The organism is Pseudomonas sp. 14P_8.1_Bac3, from assembly GCF_025466085.1.
Lineage (GTDB): Bacteria > Pseudomonadota > Gammaproteobacteria > Pseudomonadales > Pseudomonadaceae > Aquipseudomonas.
Genome location: NZ_JANLOD010000048.1, coordinates 76,778 through 95,249 on the forward strand (window position 1 = coordinate 76,778; position 18,472 = coordinate 95,249).

Here is an 18,472-nt window from a genome sequence, read left to right on the forward strand (position 1 = left end):
GGCTTGTTGGCGATGGCGACTTTCCGGACGCCATCGCTGGCAGGCCAGGCTCCCACAGGATTGCGGTGACGCGGCCATGTGGGAGCGAGCCTGCTCGCGAATGGCTGTATCAGGCGCAATCAAGCGTGCGGCGGACCTTGTCCAGCAGTTCGCTGATCTGGAACGGTTTGATCAGCATGTCCATGCCATCGCCGAGAAACACCTGGCGATTCACGGCGTTTTCCGCGTAACCCGTCATGAACAGAATCGGCAACCCTTCGCGCCAGCCACGGGCGACATCGGCCAGTTCGCGGCCGTTCATGCGCGGCAGGCCCACGTCCGTCAGCATCAGGTTGATCGACGGATCGTTCTGCAACCGCTCCAGCGCGCCTTCGATGTCCCCCACCTGGGTACAGCGATAACCCGCATCCACCAACACTTCGGCAACGAACATACGCACCGACGGCATGTCCTCGACAATCAGCACATGCTCCCCCGAGCCTTGCGGGTCCACGACCGAAGGTTCCGCTTCAGTGGGGGTCGGATCGGCCGTGGCCGGCAGCATGATGGTCACTTCGGTGCCGCGTCTGGCCACGCTGCGGATGTGCGCGTCGCCCCCGGATTGCCGGGCGAACCCGTAAATGCTCGACAGCCCCAGCCCGGTGCCCTGGCCCAACGGTTTGGTGGTGAAAAACGGGTCGAATACTTTGTCGATCACGTTGTGTTCGATGCCGGTGCCGTCGTCGCGCACCGACAGCGCAACGTACGCGCCATCCGCCAGTTTCAGGTCCCCGTGCGAATACGCCGCATACGTGCTGACCCAGATATTCCCGCCCTGAGGCAAAGCGTCACGGGCATTGATCACCAGGTTCAACACCGCGCTTTCCAATTGAATCGGGTCGACCAGCGCAGTCGCTGCCTTCGAGGTCAGTTCGAGTTTCAGCGCAATGTGTTCACCGATGGTGCGCACCAGCAACTCTTCCAGGGAACGGATGTGCTCGTTGATGTCCACCGGCCGGGTATTGAGCGGTTGCTGACGGGCAAAGGCCAGCAGGCGATGAGTCAGCGCCGCCGCGCTCATGGCGGAATTCAATGCCGATTCGGCGTACAGCTGGACCTTGTCCGTGCGTGAATCGGCAATGCGTTTCTGAATCAGCTCCAGACTGGTGATGATGCCGGTCAGCAGATTGTTGAAATCATGCGCGATGCCGCCGGTGAGTTTGCCCAGTGCGTCCATCTTCTGCACTTGCAGCAACTGCGCCTCGGTGCGCACCCGTTCGGCGATTTCGTGTTCCAGCTGCGACGTGGCATCGTCGAGCCGCGCCAGGTGCGAGCGCTCGCGGTGACGGTGTTCAGTGACGTCCTCGACGAACACCAGGCTCAGCTCCGGCGTGCGGTAGGGCGAGATCTGCCACTCGGTTTCCCGCAGTTCACCCTCGACCCGCATGTTCAGCGTGCCTTTCCAGCGTTCACCGGCGCTCAAGCGCAGGCGCAGTTCGTCGAGAATCGACTGCTGCTGCTCGGCGAAGCATTCCTGCAAGGCATCCGGGTCGCGGTTGTCCTGGATCAGTCGGGCAAAGGCGTGGTTGCACTCGTGCACCTTGAGCTGGTCATCGAGCACCGCGATAGGCGCCGAGACGTTGACGAAAATCTCACGAAACCGCGCCTCGCTTTCCCGCAGGGCGTATTCCGTGTCGCGGACCCGCAACAGCGTGCGTAGGGTCGCCAACAATACGTCCGGGTCCACGGGATGGATCAGATAGGCGTCGGCGCCCGCGTCCAGGCCGGTGATGATGTCGCCGGTCTGGATCGACGCCGCCGACACGTGAATCACCGGGAGCAGGGCGGTGGTGGCTTCGGAGCGCAGTTTGCGCACGATGTCGAAGCCGCTCATATCCGGCAGGTTGACGTCGAGGATCAGCGCATCAATCAATTCACTGTCGATCAGCGCCAGGCCGTCGCCACCGGTTCCCGCTTCAAGCACGTGATAACCATGGCTCTCGAGGCGTCGGCGCAGGGCGTAGCGCGTGGCGACGTTGTCATCGACGATCAACAGGCGGATATCACGTTTCATCGGCGGGCTCCATGGCGATGGCCAGCGGGATGATCACGAAAAAGGTCGAACCGACCCCCGGTGTACTCTCGACCCCGACTTCGCCTCCCAACAGGGCGGCGAAGCGCTTGCACAGGGACAGTCCCAGCCCGGTGCCGCGCAAGCGTTTCTGCAAGGGCGAGTCGACCTGGGAAAAGTCTTCGAACAATGCGCCATGTAGCTCGGCAGCGATACCTATTCCGGTGTCCGTGACCGCAAAGCGCACCCGATCACCTTCAAGGCGCGCCGAAACCCGGACTTCGCCCCGGGTGGTGAATTTCAGCGAGTTGGAAATGAAATTGCGCAGGATCTGCGCGAGTTTCTTGTCGTCGGTGTACAGCCTCGGCAGGCCGATGGGCTCTTCGAAAATCAGGTCCACGGCGCTGGCGTCGACAATCGGCCGGAACATGCCGCGCAAAGCGGCAAACAAGTCGAACATGTCGAACCAGGCCGGGGAAATGCTGATGCGTCCGGCTTCGATTTTCGCCAGGTCCAGCAGGTCGTCGACCATGTCGCTGAGTTCACGGGCGGCCGTGCTGACAAAGGCCACCTGCTTGTGCTGTTCGGGACTCAACGGGCCGTCGAGCTCATCGCTCAGCAAGCTGGCGATGCTCAGGATCGACCCCAGTGGTGTGCGGAATTCGTGGCTCATGTACGACAGGAAACGACTTTTCAGATCCGACGCCTGGCGCAGCTGTTCGGCCTGGTTATCGAGCTCGGCGTATAACGCGAGGACGCCCTGGTTGGTTTCGTCCAGTTCCTCGCGCAGGGCGTCGGCTTCACTTTGCAACTGCACAATCTGCGCAGCGTATTCGTCAGCCTGAGTCAGGGGCGTATCAGCCATGGGCTGTCTCCAGGGCAATGACCACCACGGTAACGTCGTCCCGTCCACGACAGAAATCGCGGTGCAGAATTGCGGCGATTACGGCGGGATGGCGGTGCACCAGGCCGGGGTAATCTTGCAGGTTCCAACGGGATTGCAGGCCGTCGCTGTACATGATCAACAGATGTCCGTTCACTTGAGCATAGTCAAAAGGTTGGGCTTTCCGGTATTGCCCACCGACGATACCGGGGTGTGACGCCAGACCGCGGGATTTGTCCGGGCCAATCAGGCAGGCACCTATATTACCGATACCGACAAATCGCAGCGTGTCGGCGTCGCCATCGAACTGCGCGATGGCCAGCGCGCCGCCACGAGTGCCGGTCATGGCGATATGAATGTCTTCGAGTAGCAGCACCGGGGACGTGAACGGCGCCAGGGCGAAGGTTTTTTCGCCCGCGCGGGCCGCACGCTCGGCTTCCTCGCCATGCCCCAGGCCGTCGATCACCAGCGCACTGATGCGCGCCCCGTCGAACGCCAGGTGCCAGACATCGCCGCAGGCCGGGTCGTGGTGCAAGGAATGCTGGCTGACTCCGATCCGCCGGTCCGGCGCCTTGTCGGTGCGCGGGTACAACCGCGTCAACAGCACGGCGCCCCGCGCATCGGCATAGGCATCGAACACTTCGGTTTGCCGCGACACTGCACCCAGGCCAATGCCCTGGGTACCGCGAGTGGAAAAACCATCGGCCAGACACGCCTGCAAGTCAAAGCCCTTGGCGCGGTCGACGGCGAGTATTTCGATGCCCGCACCCGATGCCCGTGGCAACACCCGCAGATGCAGCTCACCGTGGGTGGCATGCTTGAGAATGTTGCTGGCGAGCTCGGTGGCGACCAGCGCCACGCGACCGGCGTCTGTCGCGTCGAAGCCGTTCTTTTCCGCGAGCTGCTGAGCGGTGCGGCGTGCGTAACCGATCTGGCTGTTGTCTTCGATCGGCAGCACCTGGGTCATTGCCCCCCCGATATTCATGTCCATCGGGTGATCGTTATGCGAGTGCCTTTGCCGGGCTCGGTCTCGAGTTCAAACTCTTCCACCAGCCGCTTGGCGCCGGTCAGGCCCAGGCCCAAACCGCTGCCGGACGTCCAGCCGTCGGTCATGGCCAGCTTGAGGTCGGGAATGCCCGGGCCCTCGTCGCGGAACACCAGACGCAGGCCGGTGCGCGTGTTTTCCTCAAGAATCTGCCAGTCCATGTCGCCGCCACCGCCATAGACCATGGTGTTGCGCGCCAGCTCACTGACAGCGGTAACCAGTTTGGTCAGGTCGATCAGGCGCATGCCGCATTCGGTGGCCAGCTTGCGGGTCAGCTGCCGTGCCAGCACTACGTCTTGCTCGATGTTGATCGGTTGAGTGCCGCTGCTGCGTACGGTCATTGCTCGCGCACTCGATCCTGAAGCAGTTTCATCCCGCGCTCGACATTCAGCGCCGTACTGACGCCGGGCAAGGTCATGCCAAGCTCCACCAAGGTGATGGCGACAGCGGGCTGCATGCCCACCAGCACGGTTTGGGCGTCCATGATTCTCGACAGGCCGGAAATGGTGCCGATCATCCGGCCGATGAACGAGTCGACCATGTCCAGCGCGGAGATGTCGATCAATACGCCGCGGGCAGACGTGCGGTTGATGCGTTCGGACAAATCATCCTGCAGCGTAAGGGCCAACTGGTCATGCATGTCGACCTGGATGGTCACCAGCAGGAAGTCGCCCATCTGCAAAATCGGAATACGCTCCATGGGCTCAGACCGCCTTGTTGACGGTCAACCCCAGACGGGTCAAGGCCAGTTTCAGCGCATCGGCCAGGTTGGCCTTGGTGACCACGCCTTGCAGGTCCAGTCCGAGGTGGACAATGGTCTGGGCAATCTGTGGACGTACGCCGCTGATGATGCAATCCGCACCCATCAGGCGAATGGCGGTGACGGTTTTGAGCAAATGCTGGGCCACCAGGGTGTCGACCGTCGGTACGCCGGTAATGTCGATAATGGCGATTTCCGAACCGGTGTCGACAATGCGCTGCAACAGCGATTCCATCACTACCTGGGTGCGTTGCGAATCGAGGGTGCCGATCATGGGCAGCGCCAGGACGCCGTCCCACAGCTTGACCACCGGGGTCGACAATTCCAGCAGTTCTTCCTGCTGACGCTTGATCACGGCTTCACGGGACTTCTGGAATGTGCGGATGGTGTGCATGCCCAGGGCGTCGAGCAATTCCGAGATTTCCCAGAGTTGTTCGGCCAGCAGGGCCGGATTGTCCTGGTAATGATTTTGCAGAAGCGCAAACAGCGGGCCCTTCAGCGCGAAGATGAAGCTTGCAGTCTGCTGCGAGTCCTGGCCGAGCAGGGCGCGGCTATGGGAAAGCTTCTCCAGGTACTGGCGAATCTCGTCCCAACCTGATGCAGCAACATTCTGGCCATTGCCTTTCTCAAGTCCGGCGACGATCAATTGCAGGAATTCCGAGGTCTGCTGCCGCAGATCCTGCTCCTTGATGTTGCGCGTGGCACCACTGGCCTCGAGGGCTTTGGTCCAGTCGGCAAGCAATTGCGCCTGGTCTTTTTTGATCGCTTCGAGCGTGGTGGTCTGCAGTGCTGCCATGTCCGGTGACTCCTTGGAGGTGCGCGCCGATTCCCCAAAAATTGATCGGCGCAGATCAGTGACATTTGCCGTATGAAATAGTTGTTCAGCCCGGCAGGAATTTTTACCCGGGGCAACAATACTCTAGTTGGCACTGCCGAAGGCTGCGTTCTTTTGTGTTCTATCAGGCATTGGATGGAACCCTGTCCGGGCAGCGGCTTCGAAACTACAAGGCCGAGTGTTTCAGCCGTGTATTGGCAGTGACGAACGAGGTACGTATGAAAGAGCAATCACCGACACAGACGCAGGATCAAAACCCCGCACCGGGCGAACGCAACGACCCGGCCATCGACCCGCAGACCCCGGGCGGCTCAGGCGGACAAAGCCAGGATCAAGGCCAGACCGCCAAGCCGGAAAGTGCCGACCAGTCGGTCGACCAGAAGAACCGGCACAACGATAACGACAACGAATTCAGCCCCGGCTTCAAACCCGATCCGGATCGGCCGAAGCCCAGCGATGACACCGATGCCGACATTGATACCGACGGCGGTTAACACTGATCCCCTGTAGGAGCGAGCTCGCTCGCGAAGGTCGTGAACGAACACGCGGGAAACCTGACACCCTTGGCGTTCTCGGGTTCATCGCGAGCAAGCTCGCTCCTACAGTACAAACGAAAAGGCCGCATCCTGGGATGCGGCCTTTTTTGTGCGCGATGTACTTACTTACTTGCTTGGATGGGCGGCTTGCAGTTTCTTCGCCATGTCCAGGTGTTTTTCCAGCCCGGGCAACATTTTCTGCGCGAAACCTTTCAGCTCGGGTGCGCCTTTGACCTTGTCGTCAGTCACGGTATTGGCTTCTTTCTTGAACAGCTCGATGGTTTCTTCGTGGGCCTTCACCTGGTTATTGGCGTACGCCGCATCGAACGATTCATCACGCATGTCGAGGATCTTTTCCTTCGCCTGTTTCACCAGTGTCGTGCTATCCGGCACCTTGATGTCGTTTTTCTTGGCAATGGCGGCCAACTCATCGTTCGCCTTGGAATGATCGGTGATCATCATGTTGGCAAATGCCTTGATATCCGCCGACTGACTTTTTTCCAGGGCAAGTTTGCTGGTTTCGATTTCGGCGATCCCACCGGCGGCGGCATTGTCGACGAAGTTATTGTCGGTGGCCGCGAAAGCCGCGCCCATGCTGGTGCTCAAGGCGACGGCCAGAGCGAGGTGGCGCAGGGTGAATCCGTCCATTGGTTATTCTCCACACAGGTTTTTATGGACGATCAAGTGATCGTTAATCAATGGAGACCGACGAGCGGACAAAGGTTTTACCGGGTTTGTCTCAAGACGACGAACGGACACCGCTGGTCTGATAGGCGGTCGACAGAACCAGTAGACCGAGGCCATTCTGGTAGTTGGTGAGCGCAATCGATCGCGTTCGCTGCCGATCAACAAACGGAGGTGTTCCATGCCGGTGTCACACGACCTTTCTGCAGATTTGAAACTTTCAAAGGAAGAAATCCAGCAAAGACGCACCAAGGATCCGTTACTGGATTCACTGATCAATAAATACGCGCAGGCGGACGCCGAGGTGGTCAAGGCTGAAACCGCCCAATCGGACGCGCCCAGTGATGACGTACTGAAAAAGCTCAAGGAGAAGCGTTTGCAGGTCAAGGACAAGATCGTCCAGCAACTCCAGGCGCCGTCCTGACGGGTTGCCCCGGCCACCGACGACCGGTGACTGAAAAATTGGAACGGCATTAAATCCCGGCACCTCGAATGATCAGAGTCCGACATTACGGCTCCATGCGAGGTGCCCCATGACCGATGAAAAATTCCCCAGCGAAGAGCAGGGCGGCTACGACCCGATCCCCACCCATCCCGAGCCCCTAAGTCCGGGTCGCACCACCGTCAACCCGGAAGACGAACCGGGCATTGACGAACTTCCGAACAACGAAGGCGCGATCCCCATGGATCAGGACGACGGCACCGACCTCGACCCAGAGCGGGTGCGCGAAGAGACCGACAATGCCGTGCGCGACGGCGAGATTGATCCCCGTTAGTCCAGGTATGCACGCCCCCCTGTGGGAGCGGGCTTGCTCGCGAAAGCGGCTTGACATTCAATGAGCGTGTCGCCTGCGACGTCGCCTTCGCGAGCAAGCCCGCTCCCACATTTTGATCTGGGTTAATTCTGCAGGGCGGTGGCTAACGGCAACCGCACCATGTGCCTCGCCTTCAGCGAGCCGAAATACAACCAGTCCCCGTACTCTCGTACCGTAGTAATCGGCGAGTAATTGTCGCTGCTGCCGTCCTGCAGATTGGCAATCACCTTGCCCTCCACATCCAGCCCCAAGGCAAACCCACGTTTCTCCACCGGTTTGGGCAAGATCGTCATCGCCCGCACGATCATCTTGCGCACGAACGGAAGCGTCGCCGTGGCGTCGAGCAGCGCGTTGCGCGGGGCGTACAGCGCCACCCAGAAGCGGTCGCGGCCGTTGAATGCCAGGTTGTCGGGCAACCCTGGCAGGTTGTCGATGAACAGGTCGTGCGTGCCCGCCTTGGGTCCGCTCAACCAGTAACGACTGATGCGGTAGGCACCGGTTTCGTTGACCAGGACAAAGGCTTCGTCCGGCCCGAGGGTCACGCCGTTGGCAAACTCCAGCTTATCCAGCAGGACCTCGGTCTTGCCGGTCTGGAAGTCGTAGCGCAGCAGGCGACCGTCGCCGCCATGCTCGATGATCGCCTCGCCATCGTGGCCGTAACCGAAACGGCTGGACGCATCACTGAAGTAGGCGAAGTGCCCGGACTTGTCGATGGCCACGTCGTCGGTGAAACCGAAGTCGACACCGTTCGCCGTCGTGGTCAACGGGATCAAGCGACCTTGCGCATCCAGCGACAGCAGGCCCTTGATTCCGTCGGCGATCACCAGCAATCCATTGGGATGACGCGCCAGCCCCAGCGGTCGGCCACCGGTATCGGCCAGCACTTTAGTGTCCTTGCCATCAAGGCTGGTACGGATCAGCCGACCGTCGTGCAGGCCGGTGATCAGCACGTCACCCTCCAACAGCAAGGCCTCCGGGCCGTCGATATCCCCGGCGCCAACCCGCTCCACACCTTTGAGGCGCTGATTGTCAGCGTAGGGGCCGCTGGCCAGCGAAGGCGCAGGTGAGGGTGTCCAGGCCACGGGTTGCACCTTGGTCGGCATCAGCAGCAGGAATGCAGCAATGGCAACCACCACCAACAGCAATGCATGACGAAACTTGACGGTTCGACTCACGCAGTAACCCCCGCCGGGGCCAGGTGTCTTTCAGCCATTTCGCACAAGGCCAGCATCGACGCGGCCGACTCTCTATCGATCCGCCGTTTCAGCAGCAGGCGATTGGCGATCCGCATCGCCAGGCCGCTGAACTGATAGTCGAGGGTGCGTACGAACCGCGTGCCAGCGCCCTCGGCCTCGCACTCATAAGTCACCACCAGCGACAGGCCGTTGTCACCGAGCGCCCGGGCACTCCAGCGGCGTCCGGGCAAATACTCGTTGACCGCCCAGCTCAAATGCCCGTCGCGGCCTCCGGCCCTGATGTCTTCTTCAAAGCGCGAGCCGGCATGCAGCGCGCCAGCCGGGCCATCGATCTTGAGTGAGGAGGGGTGCCACTCTGGCCACCGGGTCACGGTGCTGGCATAGGCGAGCACGTCAATCGGGTCGCCGGCAATGTGGATCTGATGCTGCATGCGTGTCATGGGCGTTCTCGTCGGGTCGAGGTAGGTCGGCTCGGGCTCCCAGTAGAAGGTGCCGAACAGGTAGTCCATCAGTGGAAAAACGATGTTGAAATTGCGTTCCTGCATCAACTCGCGGCGGTGATGCAGTTCGTGCAGACGACGCATCTGGCGAATCCACGGCCAGCGCGTGACCGGGTTCGAGGGCGGCAGGTGTTCGCAGGCATGGAACACTTCATAGGCCAGGTAACCGAGCACCAGGCCGCCACCGACCAGACCGGCGACGTTGGCATCCACCCGGCTGATCAGCCACCACACCGGCAGGCTGATGAGCAGTGTGTGCGCCACGATCAGCCACGCTGGAAACAGGATCACCCGCCAGTCGCGGGCATGGTCGTAAGTCATGTGGCCAGGGGCGAAAAAACTGTGATGGTCGCCGGCATGGCGGGCGTAAAACAGCCGCGCGAAGCGTTGTTTGTGATGGCCCAGGTGGCGATGCACGCCGTACACGGCGAGATTGAAGAGCAGCAACGTCAGTGGCAGCGCCAGCCATTCCAGCGGCAGCACCTGATGCACGCTGCTCCAGAATGCCGCGATCGACAATAAGCCGAACAGCAGCACGAAGGCGCCATGTAGCCAGGGGTTGTAACGGGGATGGATGTCAGCGCGGTAGCGGCTGCGAAATGCCTCGGTGGTCTGCCTCACTGCATTCACCTGTTCTTGTTGTCCTCCCAGCAGGTTAGACGATCCCGCCGTTTTCGCTGGGTCAAAGCCAAAGGACACAAACGCCATGTTCCGGTGTGAGGCGAACTCAGGTCAGCGGATTCCAGCGTTGCGACCAGTCTTCGTCGGACTGGATGACTTCTCGCAGCAGGTCGAACGCCCGTTGCAGGGTCGCCGAGTCGCGATCGCGAGAGTAGACCAGATAGGTCGGGTAACTGAATTCCGGGGCTTTCGGCACGGCCTCCAGCACGCCGCTTTCCAGATAACTCTGCACGACGCGAGTCCGAAAGTAGCCGCTGCCGCCGTTTTCCAGAATGTACTGCAAACCCAGCGGGCCCAAGTTGAAGCTCAACGCGGCTTTGGCCTTTTCCGGCAGCGCGGCGTCGTGTTGACGGCGGAAATCCGGGCCCCAGTCGATGTACACGTAAGGGTCGGGTTTGCCGGGAAAGCGTACGAGCACGAGTTTTTCTTCCAGCACCTGCTCGACCTGCAGGCGCGGCCAGTATTCCGGCTGATAGACCAACGCCGCGTCCAGCACGCCCAGCTCCAATTGCCGCAGCAGGTTTTCGCCGTCACGGATTTCCATGCGCAAGGCATGGCTGGGAATCTTCTCCCGCAGCTCGCCGGCCCAACTGAGCATCAACGGGTTGCACAAACTGACCTCGCCGCCGATGTGCAGCACGTCCCGATAGCCCTCCGGCAACGGCAGGTCCCTGCGCGCGGCCTCCCAGGTTTCCACCAATTGATTGGCGTAGACCACGAACGCCTCGCCATTCGGTGTCAGGCGGGCGCCGGCACGGTTACGCACGAACAGCGTACTGCCCAGTTGGCTTTCCAGTTTCTGCACCCGGGCAGTGATCGCGGTCTGAGTGACGTGGAGTTTCTCCGCGGCCGCGGCGAGGCTGCCGTGGCGGACGATTTCCAGAAAGGTGCGGGCGAGGTCGATGTCCATGGGCAGGCCGGAACGGGAGGTGCGGGCATTGTAAGAGCTGAGGCATTCTTGCGATACGGCCACGGACTGTGGGCGCCTCGGTGTTACTTGCTAGCCGAGGCGGCGCTATCGCCAGCAAGCCGGCTCCTACAGGTTGTGTTCAGCTTTCCAGGGGATCGAGGCACTACACTGCAAGCGTCTCTGCTCAACGGAATCACACATGACGGCCAAACCCGCTGCGAACATCCTGGACACTGTCGAAGGCCTGCGCCTCACCGGCCCCGACGCCGAGGCCTGGCGCGAATGGGGGCCGTACCTGAGCGAGCGCCAATGGGGCACGGTGCGCGAAGACTACAGCGCCGACGGCGATGCCTGGCGCTACTTTCCCCATGATCACGCGCGCAGCCGGGCGTATCGCTGGGGCGAAGACGGGCTCGCCGGGTTCTCCGACCGGGCCCAGCACTGGTGCCTGGGCCTGGCCTTGTGGAATGGCCGTGACCCGATTCTCAAGGAGCGCCTGTTTGGCCTGAACAACGCCGAGGGCAACCACGGCGAGGACGTCAAGGAGCTGTATTTCTACGTCGATGGTTTGCCGAGCCATGCCTACATGCGCATGCTCTACAAATACCCGCAGGCCGAATTTCCCTACGCCGATCTGGTGGCCGAAAACGCCCGCCGTGGTCTGGCCGATGCCGAATACGAAATTCTCGACAGCGGTGTGTTCGAGGATGACCGCTACTTCGACGTGACCGTGGAGTACGCCAAGCACACTGCGGACGACCTGTTCATGCGCATCACCGTGCACAACCGCGCCAATCAGCCGGCGCACCTGCACGTGTTGCCGCAGCTGTGGGCACGCAATAGCTGGAGCTGGGTGGTGGACGGGCAGAAACCGAGCCTGACGCTGGACGGTGATCAGGTGTTGGCTCGACACCCGCAACTGCGCGATCGGCACGCCAGCGCCTGGGGTGAAGAGGACTGCCAATGGCTGTTCTGCAATAACGAAAGCAATTTCCCCAAACTCGATGGCGTCGCGGCCCGCGGCCCGTTCAAGGACGGGATCAATGATTTCATCGTCGACGGCCGCGACGATGCGATTCGCCATGACACGGGTACGCGGGTGGCGGCGCACTTTTCCCTGGCGTTCGAAGCGGGGCAGAGTCGTAGCGTCTACCTGCGATTCGCTCCGACGGGTGCGCCGCGGGTCAGTGCCAAAACCGTGTTCGATCTCAGGCGCGCCGAGGCCGACGGTTTTTACGCGCAGCTGCAAAGCGCGACCACCGACCCCGATGCGCGTAACGTTCAGCGGCAGGCACTGGCCGGGTTGCTCTGGTCGAAACAGTTGTATTACTTCGACGTCAATCAATGGCTCGACGGCGACCCGGCACAACCTGCGCCGCCGCCCGCGCATCTGCACATTCGCAATAGCCATTGGCGACACCTGTCGAATGCCGACATCGTTTCCATGCCCGACACCTGGGAATATCCGTGGTACGCCTCGTGGGACCTGGGTTTCCAGGCCGTCGCGTTCGCGCTGATCGATCCGGGGTTCGCCAAGCATCAATTGCTGCTGCTGGTCAAAGACCGCTTCATGCACCCCAACGGCCAGCTGCCGGCCTATGAGTGGCGGTTCGACGACGCCAACCCGCCGGTTCACGCCTGGGCCAGTTGGCGGGTGTATCAACAGGACAAGGCGCTGACCGGCATCGGCGACCTGGACTTCCTCGAGCGGATCTTCCATAAGCTGCTGCTGAATTTTTCCTGGTGGGTCAACCGCAAGGACGCCGAGGGTCGCAACCTGTTCCAAGGCGGGTTCCTCGGCCTGGACAACATCGCGCTGTTCGATCGTTCGGCGCTGCTGCCACCCGGCTATCAACTCGATCAGGCCGACGGAACGGCGTGGGTCGCCGCTTATGCGCTGGACCTGATGCGCATCGCCCTGGAGCTGGCCAAGCGCAACAGCGTGTACGTCGACATCGCGGTGAAGTTCTTCGAGCATTTTCTCTACATCGCCGGGGCGATCAACCGGGTCGACTCAGAGGCGGAAGGCTTGTGGGACGAGCAGGACCAGTTTTTCTACGACGTGCTGCACCGTCCCGACGGCGTCAACGAGCCGCTGCGTTTGCGCTCGATTGTCGGCCTGATGCCGCTGTTTGCCGTGCAGGTGCTGGAGCAGCACGAACACGAAGGGTTGCCGGGGTTGCGTGAACGCCTGCTGGGTTTCATGCGGCATCGCCCGGACCTGGCGAGCCTGGTGTCGCGCTGGACCGAGCCGGGCGAAGGTAACCGCATGCTGCTGGCGCTGTTGCGTGGCGAACGGACCAAGGACTTGCTCAGGCGCATGCTGGATGAGGCTGAATTTCTGTCGCCGTACGGCGTTCGGTCGCTGTCGAAAAGTTTTGCCGAGCAACCGTTTGGTCTGCAAATCAACGGTGATCAGTTGTGTGCCCGTTACGAAGCGGGAGAGTCTGAATCGCGCCTGTATGGCGGCAATTCCAACTGGCGCGGACCAGTGTGGATGCCGATCAACTACATGCTGATCGAGTCGCTGCGCGAGTTTCATCGTTATTACGATCAGAACTTTTCAGTGGAATACCCGACGGGATCGGGTTTTTTGGCGTCGCTGGAAGAGGTGGCGCAGAGTTTGAGCCAACGGCTGACGCGGCTGTTTCTCAGAAACGAAGAGGGTAATCGACCGTCGATGGCGGCTTATCCGCAGCTGGAGGCCGACCCGTTGAGTCGCGACCTGGTGCTGTTCCATGAGTATTTTCATGGCGAAACCGGACGTGGGTTAGGGGCCAGCCATCAGACGGGATGGACGGCGTTGGTGGCGCTGCTACTGCAAAAATGATTCTCAGCCTGTCGCAGAATCCCTGTGGGAGCGAGCCTGCTCGCGAAGGCGGCAGTACCGCCAATATTGACGTTATCTGACACACCGATTTCGCGAGCAGGCTCGCTCCCACTTTAAAACGTAAAACACGAACACCCGAACGCTCCCCAGAATCCCTGGAAGTCACTGACAGGTGCTGAAGACAACCGCGCTCGTTCATGACGGTGTGCATGCACCGCGCAAGCGCCGACGCACTGATGAACCTGCGCCGTCAGCGGCGCCAGCGGCCGCCAATGGCCTGGCACGTTGACCACCGGGGACCATTCCGGCACCACCGGCACGGGCGGCGGGCCGAGTTTTTCGAATTCGGCGGTGCCGTAGACGATCTTGCCGTCGACGATGGTCAGCACCGACTCGATCCCTTTGACCGCTTCGTCTTCGATATGGAAATAGTCTGCCGACAGCGCAATCAGGTCCGCCAGTTGCCCGACCTTGATCTGGCCTTTCTTGCCTTGTTCGGAGGAAAACCAGGCGCTGCCGTGGGTGAACAACTCCAGCGCGGTGTCGCGGCTCAAGCCTTGAGGGTACAGCTCCAGACCGCCGACAGTTCGGCCACTGACCAGCCAGTACAGCGAGGTCCAGGGGTTATAACTGGACACCCGCGTGGCATCGGTGCCGGCGCCGACCGGAATACCTTCGGCCAGCATGCGCGCTATCGGTGGCGTGTGTTCGGCAGCCTTGGCGCCGTAACGGTCGACGAAATACTCGCCCTGGAACGCCATGCGATCCTGGATCGCGATACCGCCGCCGAGGGCTTTTACCCGTTCGATGTTCTGCGGCGTGATGGTTTCGGCGTGGTCGAAAAACCACGGCAAGCCATCAAACGGAATGTCACGATTGACCTTCTCGAACACATCGAGCATGCGACTGATGGATTCGTTGTACGTGGCATGCAGCCGGAACGGCCAACGCTGCTCCACCAGGTGCCGCACCACAGGCTCCAGTTCCTGTTCCATGGTGTGCGGCAGATCCGGCCGAGGCTCAAGGAAATCTTCGAAGTCCGCCGCCGAAAACACCAGCATTTCCCCGGCGCCGTTGTGCCGCAGGAAATCATCGCCCTGGCCGTAATGCGAAGTGCTGGTCCAGTTCTTGAAATCGGTCAGCTCTTCCTTGGGTTTCTGGGTGAACAGGTTGTAGGCAATGCGCACCGTCAGCTGTTGATCTTTCGCCAGTTGCTGGATGACCTGGTAATCGTCCGGATAATTCTGATAGCCGCCACCGGCATCGATGGCACTGGTGATGCCCAGGCGATTGAGTTCGCGCATGAACTGGCGGGTCGAGTTGACCTGGTATTCCAGCGGCAATTTCGGCCCCTTGGCCAGGGTCGAGTAAAGAATCATCGCGTTGGGACGGGCGATCAACATGCCGGTCGGGTCGCCATTGGCGTCGCGCTGGATTTCACCGCCCGGCGGGTTTGGCGTGTCGCGGGTGTAGCCGACCACTTTCAGCGCCGCGCGGTTGAGCAGGGCGCGGTCGTAGAGGTGTAACACGAACACCGGTGTGTCCGGCGCGGCTTTGTTCAGCTCATCAAGGGTCGGCAGGCGTCTTTCGGCGAACTGGAATTCGTTCCAGCCCCCGACCACCCGCACCCATTGCGGCGTCGGCGTGCGGTCGGCCTGCTCCTTGAGCAGGCGCAACGCATCGACCAGTGACGGCACGCCTTCCCAGCGCAGTTCGAGGTTGTAGTTCAAGCCGCCGCGGATCAGGTGCAGGTGTGAGTCGTTGAGGCCGGGAATCACCGTACGACCATGCAGGTCGACGATGTGTGTGCCGGGGCCTTGCAGGGCCATGGCCTGGGCATCGCTGCCGACCATGACGAAGCGTCCGTCCTTGATCGCGACCGCGCTGGCCTGTGGTTTCTTGCGATCGACGGTGTGCAGGCGTCCGTTGTACAGAATGAGGTCGGCCGGGCTGTCGGGCATGGTTTTACTCCCTGCGAACAGAGGGCTGATCCAGGCACCGACGGCGCCCGCCGACAGGCCTTGCAGTACGCGTCGGCGGTTGAAGCTGTCGTGGTCGTCAGGTGGTGTCATGGCAGTGCTCCGCGCAAAATGATCGAGGGGCAAACAGCCGATGTCTGACACATGCGGCCAGAAGAAATATAGACGGCAAATCCGCGCAGGGCGTTTTTCCAGAAGCGGAAAACGACAAATCCCGCCACAAGGGGCGGGATTCGTCTGCAGCCAGAGCAGCTCCCGAAGAGGGAGCCGCCGTCTTAGGCCGGGAACAGTTCGGACAGTTTCATGGCCAGCATCATGTCGCCTTCGGCGCGCAGTTTGCCGCCCATGAACGCTTGCATGCCGTCGGTTTCGCCGCTGACGATGCCTTCCAGGGTTTCGCCATCCATCACCAGCGTCACCTGGGCGTCAGGGTTCTCGCCTTCTTTCAGCTCGCAGGTGCTGTCCTTGACGATCAGCGAGAAGTTCTTGGTGTCATCGATGCGAAAACCGAAGACCAGGTCCAGACCGGCAGCAGCGGCTGGGTTGAACTTGGCTTTCATTGCTTGTACGGCATCAGCTACGGTGGTCATGGTTCGATCCTTTTGGTTGATTACAGCCAGGGTCACAATTGTCCGGACTCAGCGAAACGTGATGAGTTCCGGGGCTTTCAACAGTTGCAGATGCACATGACTGTTGAAAGAAGCCAGGGCCACCTCGCGACCGCGAAACTTCAGCTGGTGCAGCGAGGTGTTGACGATTTGCCAGTTCAGTTCAAATGCCTGTTTTGCCGGCATTTGCGTAATGAGGTGGAGCAGGGCAGTGATGGTGCCGCCGGAGGTGAACACGGCGATTTTCTGGGTATTGTCGGCGTTCTCGAGGATCCGCTGCAGACCGGCCTGGACCCGCTCGACAAAGCCCAGCCAGCTTTCCAGGCCCGGAGTGTCGTAGGTGCCGGCAAGCCAGCGCTCGATGATCAGCGCGAAGATGCGCTGGAACTCGGCACGGTTTTGCGCGGCATTGCGCAGGATGTCCAGCGCTTCAGGCTCATCGTCGAGCATGGCGGGCAGCAAGGCGCGGATCACTGCGTCGGCGTCGAATTCATTGAAGGCGGCGTCGGTCTCCACGATCGGCACCGGCAGACCCGCCGCGGTAAACTGTTCCAGCGCGCTACGGGCGGTGTGCTGCTGGCGGCGCAAGTCACCCGCAAGGCAGCGATCGAAGCTGATACCCAGCTCGGCGAGGTGCCTGCCGAGAATTTCCGCCTGGTGAATACCGGTCGGCGACAGGACGTCATAGTCGTCTGCACCAAAGGAGGCCTGGCCATGTCGAATCAGATAGATACTGCCCACGTCCGCGTCATCCCGGTACGTTGAAGGTTTGGCGAGGTTATGAGGATGACGATGAGCTGTCAATGAAAAAACATACGCTTGTTTGAAATGCTTGTTACAGGCCTGTTGCCTGAGGTTTCACGGCTGGCCGCGGGGCCGGTGCATGGGTATGCTGGTGGTATCCGCGCGCGTCATGCAGCGCATCGTATTGAAGGAGTGCCTGTGGAGTTTCTGTCTGAGTACGCCAGTTTCCTGGCTAAAACCGTGACCCTGGTGATCGCCATCCTGGTGGTCCTGGCCAGTTTTGCGGCGTTGCGCAGCAAGGGTCGACGCAAATCGGCCGGTCAGTTGCAAGTCAGCAAGCTCAATGATTTCTACAAAGGGCTGCGTGAACGCCTGGAGCAAACCTTGCTCGACAAGGATCAGCTCAAGGCCCTACGTAAGGTCGAAGCGAAAAGCGAGAAAAAGCAAAAGAAGAAACCCGAAGCCAAAGCCCGGGTGTTTGTCCTGGATTTTGACGGCGACATCAAGGCCTCGGCGACCGAGAGCCTGCGCCACGAAATCACCGCGCTGCTGACCCTGGCGACGCCCAAGGATGAAGTGGTCCTGCGCCTGGAAAGCGGTGGCGGCATGGTCCACAGCTACGGCCTGGCGTCTTCGCAACTGGCGCGTATCCGCGACGCCGGTGTGCCGTTGACCGTGTGCATCGACAAGGTCGCGGCCAGCGGCGGCTACATGATGGCGTGCATTGGCGAGAAGATCATCAGCGCACCGTTCGCCATCCTCGGATCGATTGGCGTGGTGGCGCAGTTGCCCAACGTCAACCGCCTGTTGAAAAAGCATGACATCGACTTTGAAGTCCTGACCGCCGGGGAATACAAGCGCACCCTCACCGTGTTTGGTGAAAACACCGAGAAGGGCCGCGAGAAGTTCCAGGAAGACCTGGACATCACCCATCAGTTGTTCAAGAACTTCGTTTCCCGCTATCGCCCGCAACTGGCCATCGACGAAGTGGCCACCGGCGAAATCTGGCTCGGCATTGCCGCGCTGGACAAGCAATTGGTGGACGAGCTCAAGACCAGTGACGAATACCTCGCCGAACGCGCGAAGAAGTCCGAGGTTTACCACCTGCACTACGCCGAGCGTAAAAGTTTGCAGGAACGCATCGGTATGGCGGCCAGCGGTTCGGTTGATCGCGTGTTGCTGAGCTGGTGGAGCCGTTTGACCCAGCAGCGATTCTGGTAAACGGCCAGAGGGCGCCCGGATGAACGCGGCGCCGTTGAGTCCATTACAGGATCGCAGCACGCCACAAAACCTGTAGGAGCGAGCATGCTCGCGATGGTCGTCAACGATCACGCGGGCTGCCTGAAATGAACGCGGGGCCGTTGAGACCATCGCCAGCAAGCTGGCTCCTACAGGAATTACGCCAGCCGCACCCTG

At 61.0% G+C, this 18,472-nt stretch carries 18 protein-coding genes; 5 read left to right on the forward strand and 13 right to left on the reverse strand.

Going from position 1 to position 18,472, the window contains the following annotated elements:
- Positions 1-109: 109 nt before the first annotated feature.
- From NTD84_RS13230 to NTD84_RS13255, 6 genes are read right to left on the reverse strand one after another with little or no spacing between them, the layout of a single operon-like run.
- Positions 110-2,053 (reverse strand): response regulator, encoded by a 1,944-nt coding sequence (locus tag NTD84_RS13230; RefSeq protein ID WP_262166079.1) that lies wholly within the window; start codon positions 2,051-2,053, stop codon positions 110-112.
- The gene (locus tag NTD84_RS13235; RefSeq protein WP_262166082.1) at positions 2,043-2,915 is read right to left on the reverse strand and encodes a sensor histidine kinase; all 873 of its coding nucleotides are present in this window, start codon (positions 2,913-2,915) and stop codon (positions 2,043-2,045) included. Before NTD84_RS13235 ends, NTD84_RS13230 begins: the two co-directional genes overlap by 11 nt.
- Complete coding sequence (locus NTD84_RS13240) at positions 2,908-3,918, reverse strand: ATP-binding protein (protein WP_262166531.1); 1,011 nt, start codon at positions 3,916-3,918, stop codon at positions 2,908-2,910. Before NTD84_RS13240 ends, NTD84_RS13235 begins: the two co-directional genes overlap by 8 nt.
- Positions 3,915-4,319, reverse strand: a complete 405-nt coding sequence (locus NTD84_RS13245) for an anti-sigma regulatory factor (protein ID WP_262166086.1) — start codon at positions 4,317-4,319, stop codon at positions 3,915-3,917. The genes NTD84_RS13240 and NTD84_RS13245 overlap by 4 nt, the downstream gene beginning before the upstream one ends.
- The gene (locus NTD84_RS13250; protein ID WP_262166088.1) at positions 4,316-4,678 is read right to left on the reverse strand and encodes an STAS domain-containing protein; all 363 of its coding nucleotides are present in this window, start codon (positions 4,676-4,678) and stop codon (positions 4,316-4,318) included. Before NTD84_RS13250 ends, NTD84_RS13245 begins: the two co-directional genes overlap by 4 nt.
- 4 nt (positions 4,679-4,682) lie before the next feature.
- Positions 4,683-5,534 carry an STAS domain-containing protein gene (locus NTD84_RS13255; protein WP_262166090.1) on the reverse strand — a complete coding sequence of 284 codons (852 nt, stop codon included), beginning with the start codon at positions 5,532-5,534 and terminating at the stop codon, positions 4,683-4,685.
- Positions 5,535-5,791: 257 nt separating this feature from the next.
- Here NTD84_RS13255 and NTD84_RS13260 point away from each other — a divergent pair, with 257 nt between their 5' ends.
- Positions 5,792-6,067, forward strand: coding sequence for a hypothetical protein (locus NTD84_RS13260; RefSeq protein ID WP_262166091.1), 276 nt, complete (start codon positions 5,792-5,794; stop codon positions 6,065-6,067).
- Between the two features lie 168 nt (positions 6,068-6,235).
- On the opposite strand, the gene NTD84_RS13265 is transcribed toward NTD84_RS13260, so the two are convergent.
- Positions 6,236-6,757, reverse strand: a complete 522-nt coding sequence (locus NTD84_RS13265) for a DUF4142 domain-containing protein (RefSeq protein WP_262166092.1) — start codon at positions 6,755-6,757, stop codon at positions 6,236-6,238.
- A gap of 217 nt (positions 6,758-6,974) precedes the next feature.
- Between NTD84_RS13265 and NTD84_RS13270 the strand changes: the two genes are divergently transcribed.
- Both NTD84_RS13270 and NTD84_RS13275 read left to right on the forward strand, forming a co-directional pair.
- Positions 6,975-7,217, forward strand: a complete 243-nt coding sequence (locus NTD84_RS13270; protein ID WP_262166095.1) for a YdcH family protein — start codon at positions 6,975-6,977, stop codon at positions 7,215-7,217.
- A 109-nt stretch (positions 7,218-7,326) separates the two neighbouring features.
- Positions 7,327-7,569, forward strand: coding sequence for a hypothetical protein (locus NTD84_RS13275; protein ID WP_262166097.1), 243 nt, complete (start codon positions 7,327-7,329; stop codon positions 7,567-7,569).
- A 122-nt stretch (positions 7,570-7,691) separates the two neighbouring features.
- Here NTD84_RS13275 and NTD84_RS13280 read toward each other — a convergent pair whose 3' ends face one another.
- The 3 genes from NTD84_RS13280 to NTD84_RS13290 all read right to left on the reverse strand — a co-directional run bounded on the left by NTD84_RS13280 (position 7,692) and on the right by NTD84_RS13290 (position 10,895).
- The gene (locus tag NTD84_RS13280) at positions 7,692-8,783 is read right to left on the reverse strand and encodes an SMP-30/gluconolactonase/LRE family protein (RefSeq protein ID WP_262166100.1); all 1,092 of its coding nucleotides are present in this window, start codon (positions 8,781-8,783) and stop codon (positions 7,692-7,694) included.
- Positions 8,780-9,925 (reverse strand): sterol desaturase/SRPBCC family protein, encoded by a 1,146-nt coding sequence (locus tag NTD84_RS13285; protein ID WP_262166103.1) that lies wholly within the window; start codon positions 9,923-9,925, stop codon positions 8,780-8,782. The genes NTD84_RS13280 and NTD84_RS13285 overlap by 4 nt, the downstream gene beginning before the upstream one ends.
- 106 nt (positions 9,926-10,031) lie before the next feature.
- The gene (locus NTD84_RS13290) at positions 10,032-10,895 is read right to left on the reverse strand and encodes a LysR family transcriptional regulator (RefSeq protein WP_262166534.1); all 864 of its coding nucleotides are present in this window, start codon (positions 10,893-10,895) and stop codon (positions 10,032-10,034) included.
- 199 nt (positions 10,896-11,094) lie between these two features.
- Here NTD84_RS13290 and NTD84_RS13295 point away from each other — a divergent pair, with 199 nt between their 5' ends.
- On the forward strand, positions 11,095-13,725 hold the full coding sequence (locus tag NTD84_RS13295) for an MGH1-like glycoside hydrolase domain-containing protein (protein ID WP_262166106.1): 2,631 nt from the start codon (positions 11,095-11,097) through the stop codon (positions 13,723-13,725).
- Between the two features lie 113 nt (positions 13,726-13,838).
- Here the strand turns inward: NTD84_RS13295 and NTD84_RS13300 are convergent, their stop codons facing one another.
- From NTD84_RS13300 to NTD84_RS13310, 3 genes are all read right to left on the reverse strand, one after another.
- The gene (locus tag NTD84_RS13300; protein ID WP_262166536.1) at positions 13,839-15,686 is read right to left on the reverse strand and encodes an amidohydrolase; all 1,848 of its coding nucleotides are present in this window, start codon (positions 15,684-15,686) and stop codon (positions 13,839-13,841) included.
- Positions 15,687-15,979: 293 nt separating this feature from the next.
- Entirely contained in the window at positions 15,980-16,294 is a 315-nt protein-coding gene (locus NTD84_RS13305; protein WP_262166109.1) for an SCP2 sterol-binding domain-containing protein, read from the reverse strand.
- 48 nt (positions 16,295-16,342) lie between these two features.
- The gene (locus NTD84_RS13310) at positions 16,343-17,053 is read right to left on the reverse strand and encodes a histidine phosphatase family protein (protein WP_262166110.1); all 711 of its coding nucleotides are present in this window, start codon (positions 17,051-17,053) and stop codon (positions 16,343-16,345) included.
- A gap of 201 nt (positions 17,054-17,254) precedes the next feature.
- Between NTD84_RS13310 and sohB the strand changes: the two genes are divergently transcribed.
- On the forward strand, positions 17,255-18,277 hold the full coding sequence (gene sohB / locus NTD84_RS13315; protein WP_262166112.1) for a protease SohB: 1,023 nt from the start codon (positions 17,255-17,257) through the stop codon (positions 18,275-18,277).
- Positions 18,278-18,472: the final 195 nt, after the last annotated feature.

Coding starts and splice junctions, on each gene's coding strand:
- NTD84_RS13230 (WP_262166079.1), bottom strand. CDS start 2,053: ATGAAACGTGATATCCGCCTGTTGATCGTCGATGACAACGTCGCCACG.
- NTD84_RS13235 (WP_262166082.1), bottom strand. CDS start 2,915: ATGGCTGATACGCCCCTGACTCAGGCTGACGAATACGCTGCGCAGATT.
- NTD84_RS13240 (WP_262166531.1), bottom strand. CDS start 3,918: ATGAATATCGGGGGGGCAATGACCCAGGTGCTGCCGATCGAAGACAAC.
- NTD84_RS13245 (WP_262166086.1), bottom strand. CDS start 4,319: ATGACCGTACGCAGCAGCGGCACTCAACCGATCAACATCGAGCAAGAC.
- NTD84_RS13250 (WP_262166088.1), bottom strand. CDS start 4,678: ATGGAGCGTATTCCGATTTTGCAGATGGGCGACTTCCTGCTGGTGACC.
- NTD84_RS13255 (WP_262166090.1), bottom strand. CDS start 5,534: ATGGCAGCACTGCAGACCACCACGCTCGAAGCGATCAAAAAAGACCAG.
- NTD84_RS13260 (WP_262166091.1), top strand. CDS start 5,792: ATGAAAGAGCAATCACCGACACAGACGCAGGATCAAAACCCCGCACCG.
- NTD84_RS13265 (WP_262166092.1), bottom strand. CDS start 6,757: ATGGACGGATTCACCCTGCGCCACCTCGCTCTGGCCGTCGCCTTGAGC.
- NTD84_RS13270 (WP_262166095.1), top strand. CDS start 6,975: ATGCCGGTGTCACACGACCTTTCTGCAGATTTGAAACTTTCAAAGGAA.
- NTD84_RS13275 (WP_262166097.1), top strand. CDS start 7,327: ATGACCGATGAAAAATTCCCCAGCGAAGAGCAGGGCGGCTACGACCCG.
- NTD84_RS13290 (WP_262166534.1), bottom strand. CDS start 10,895: ATGGACATCGACCTCGCCCGCACCTTTCTGGAAATCGTCCGCCACGGC.
- NTD84_RS13295 (WP_262166106.1), top strand. CDS start 11,095: ATGACGGCCAAACCCGCTGCGAACATCCTGGACACTGTCGAAGGCCTG.
- NTD84_RS13300 (WP_262166536.1), bottom strand. CDS start 15,686: ATGCCCGACAGCCCGGCCGACCTCATTCTGTACAACGGACGCCTGCAC.
- NTD84_RS13305 (WP_262166109.1), bottom strand. CDS start 16,294: ATGACCACCGTAGCTGATGCCGTACAAGCAATGAAAGCCAAGTTCAAC.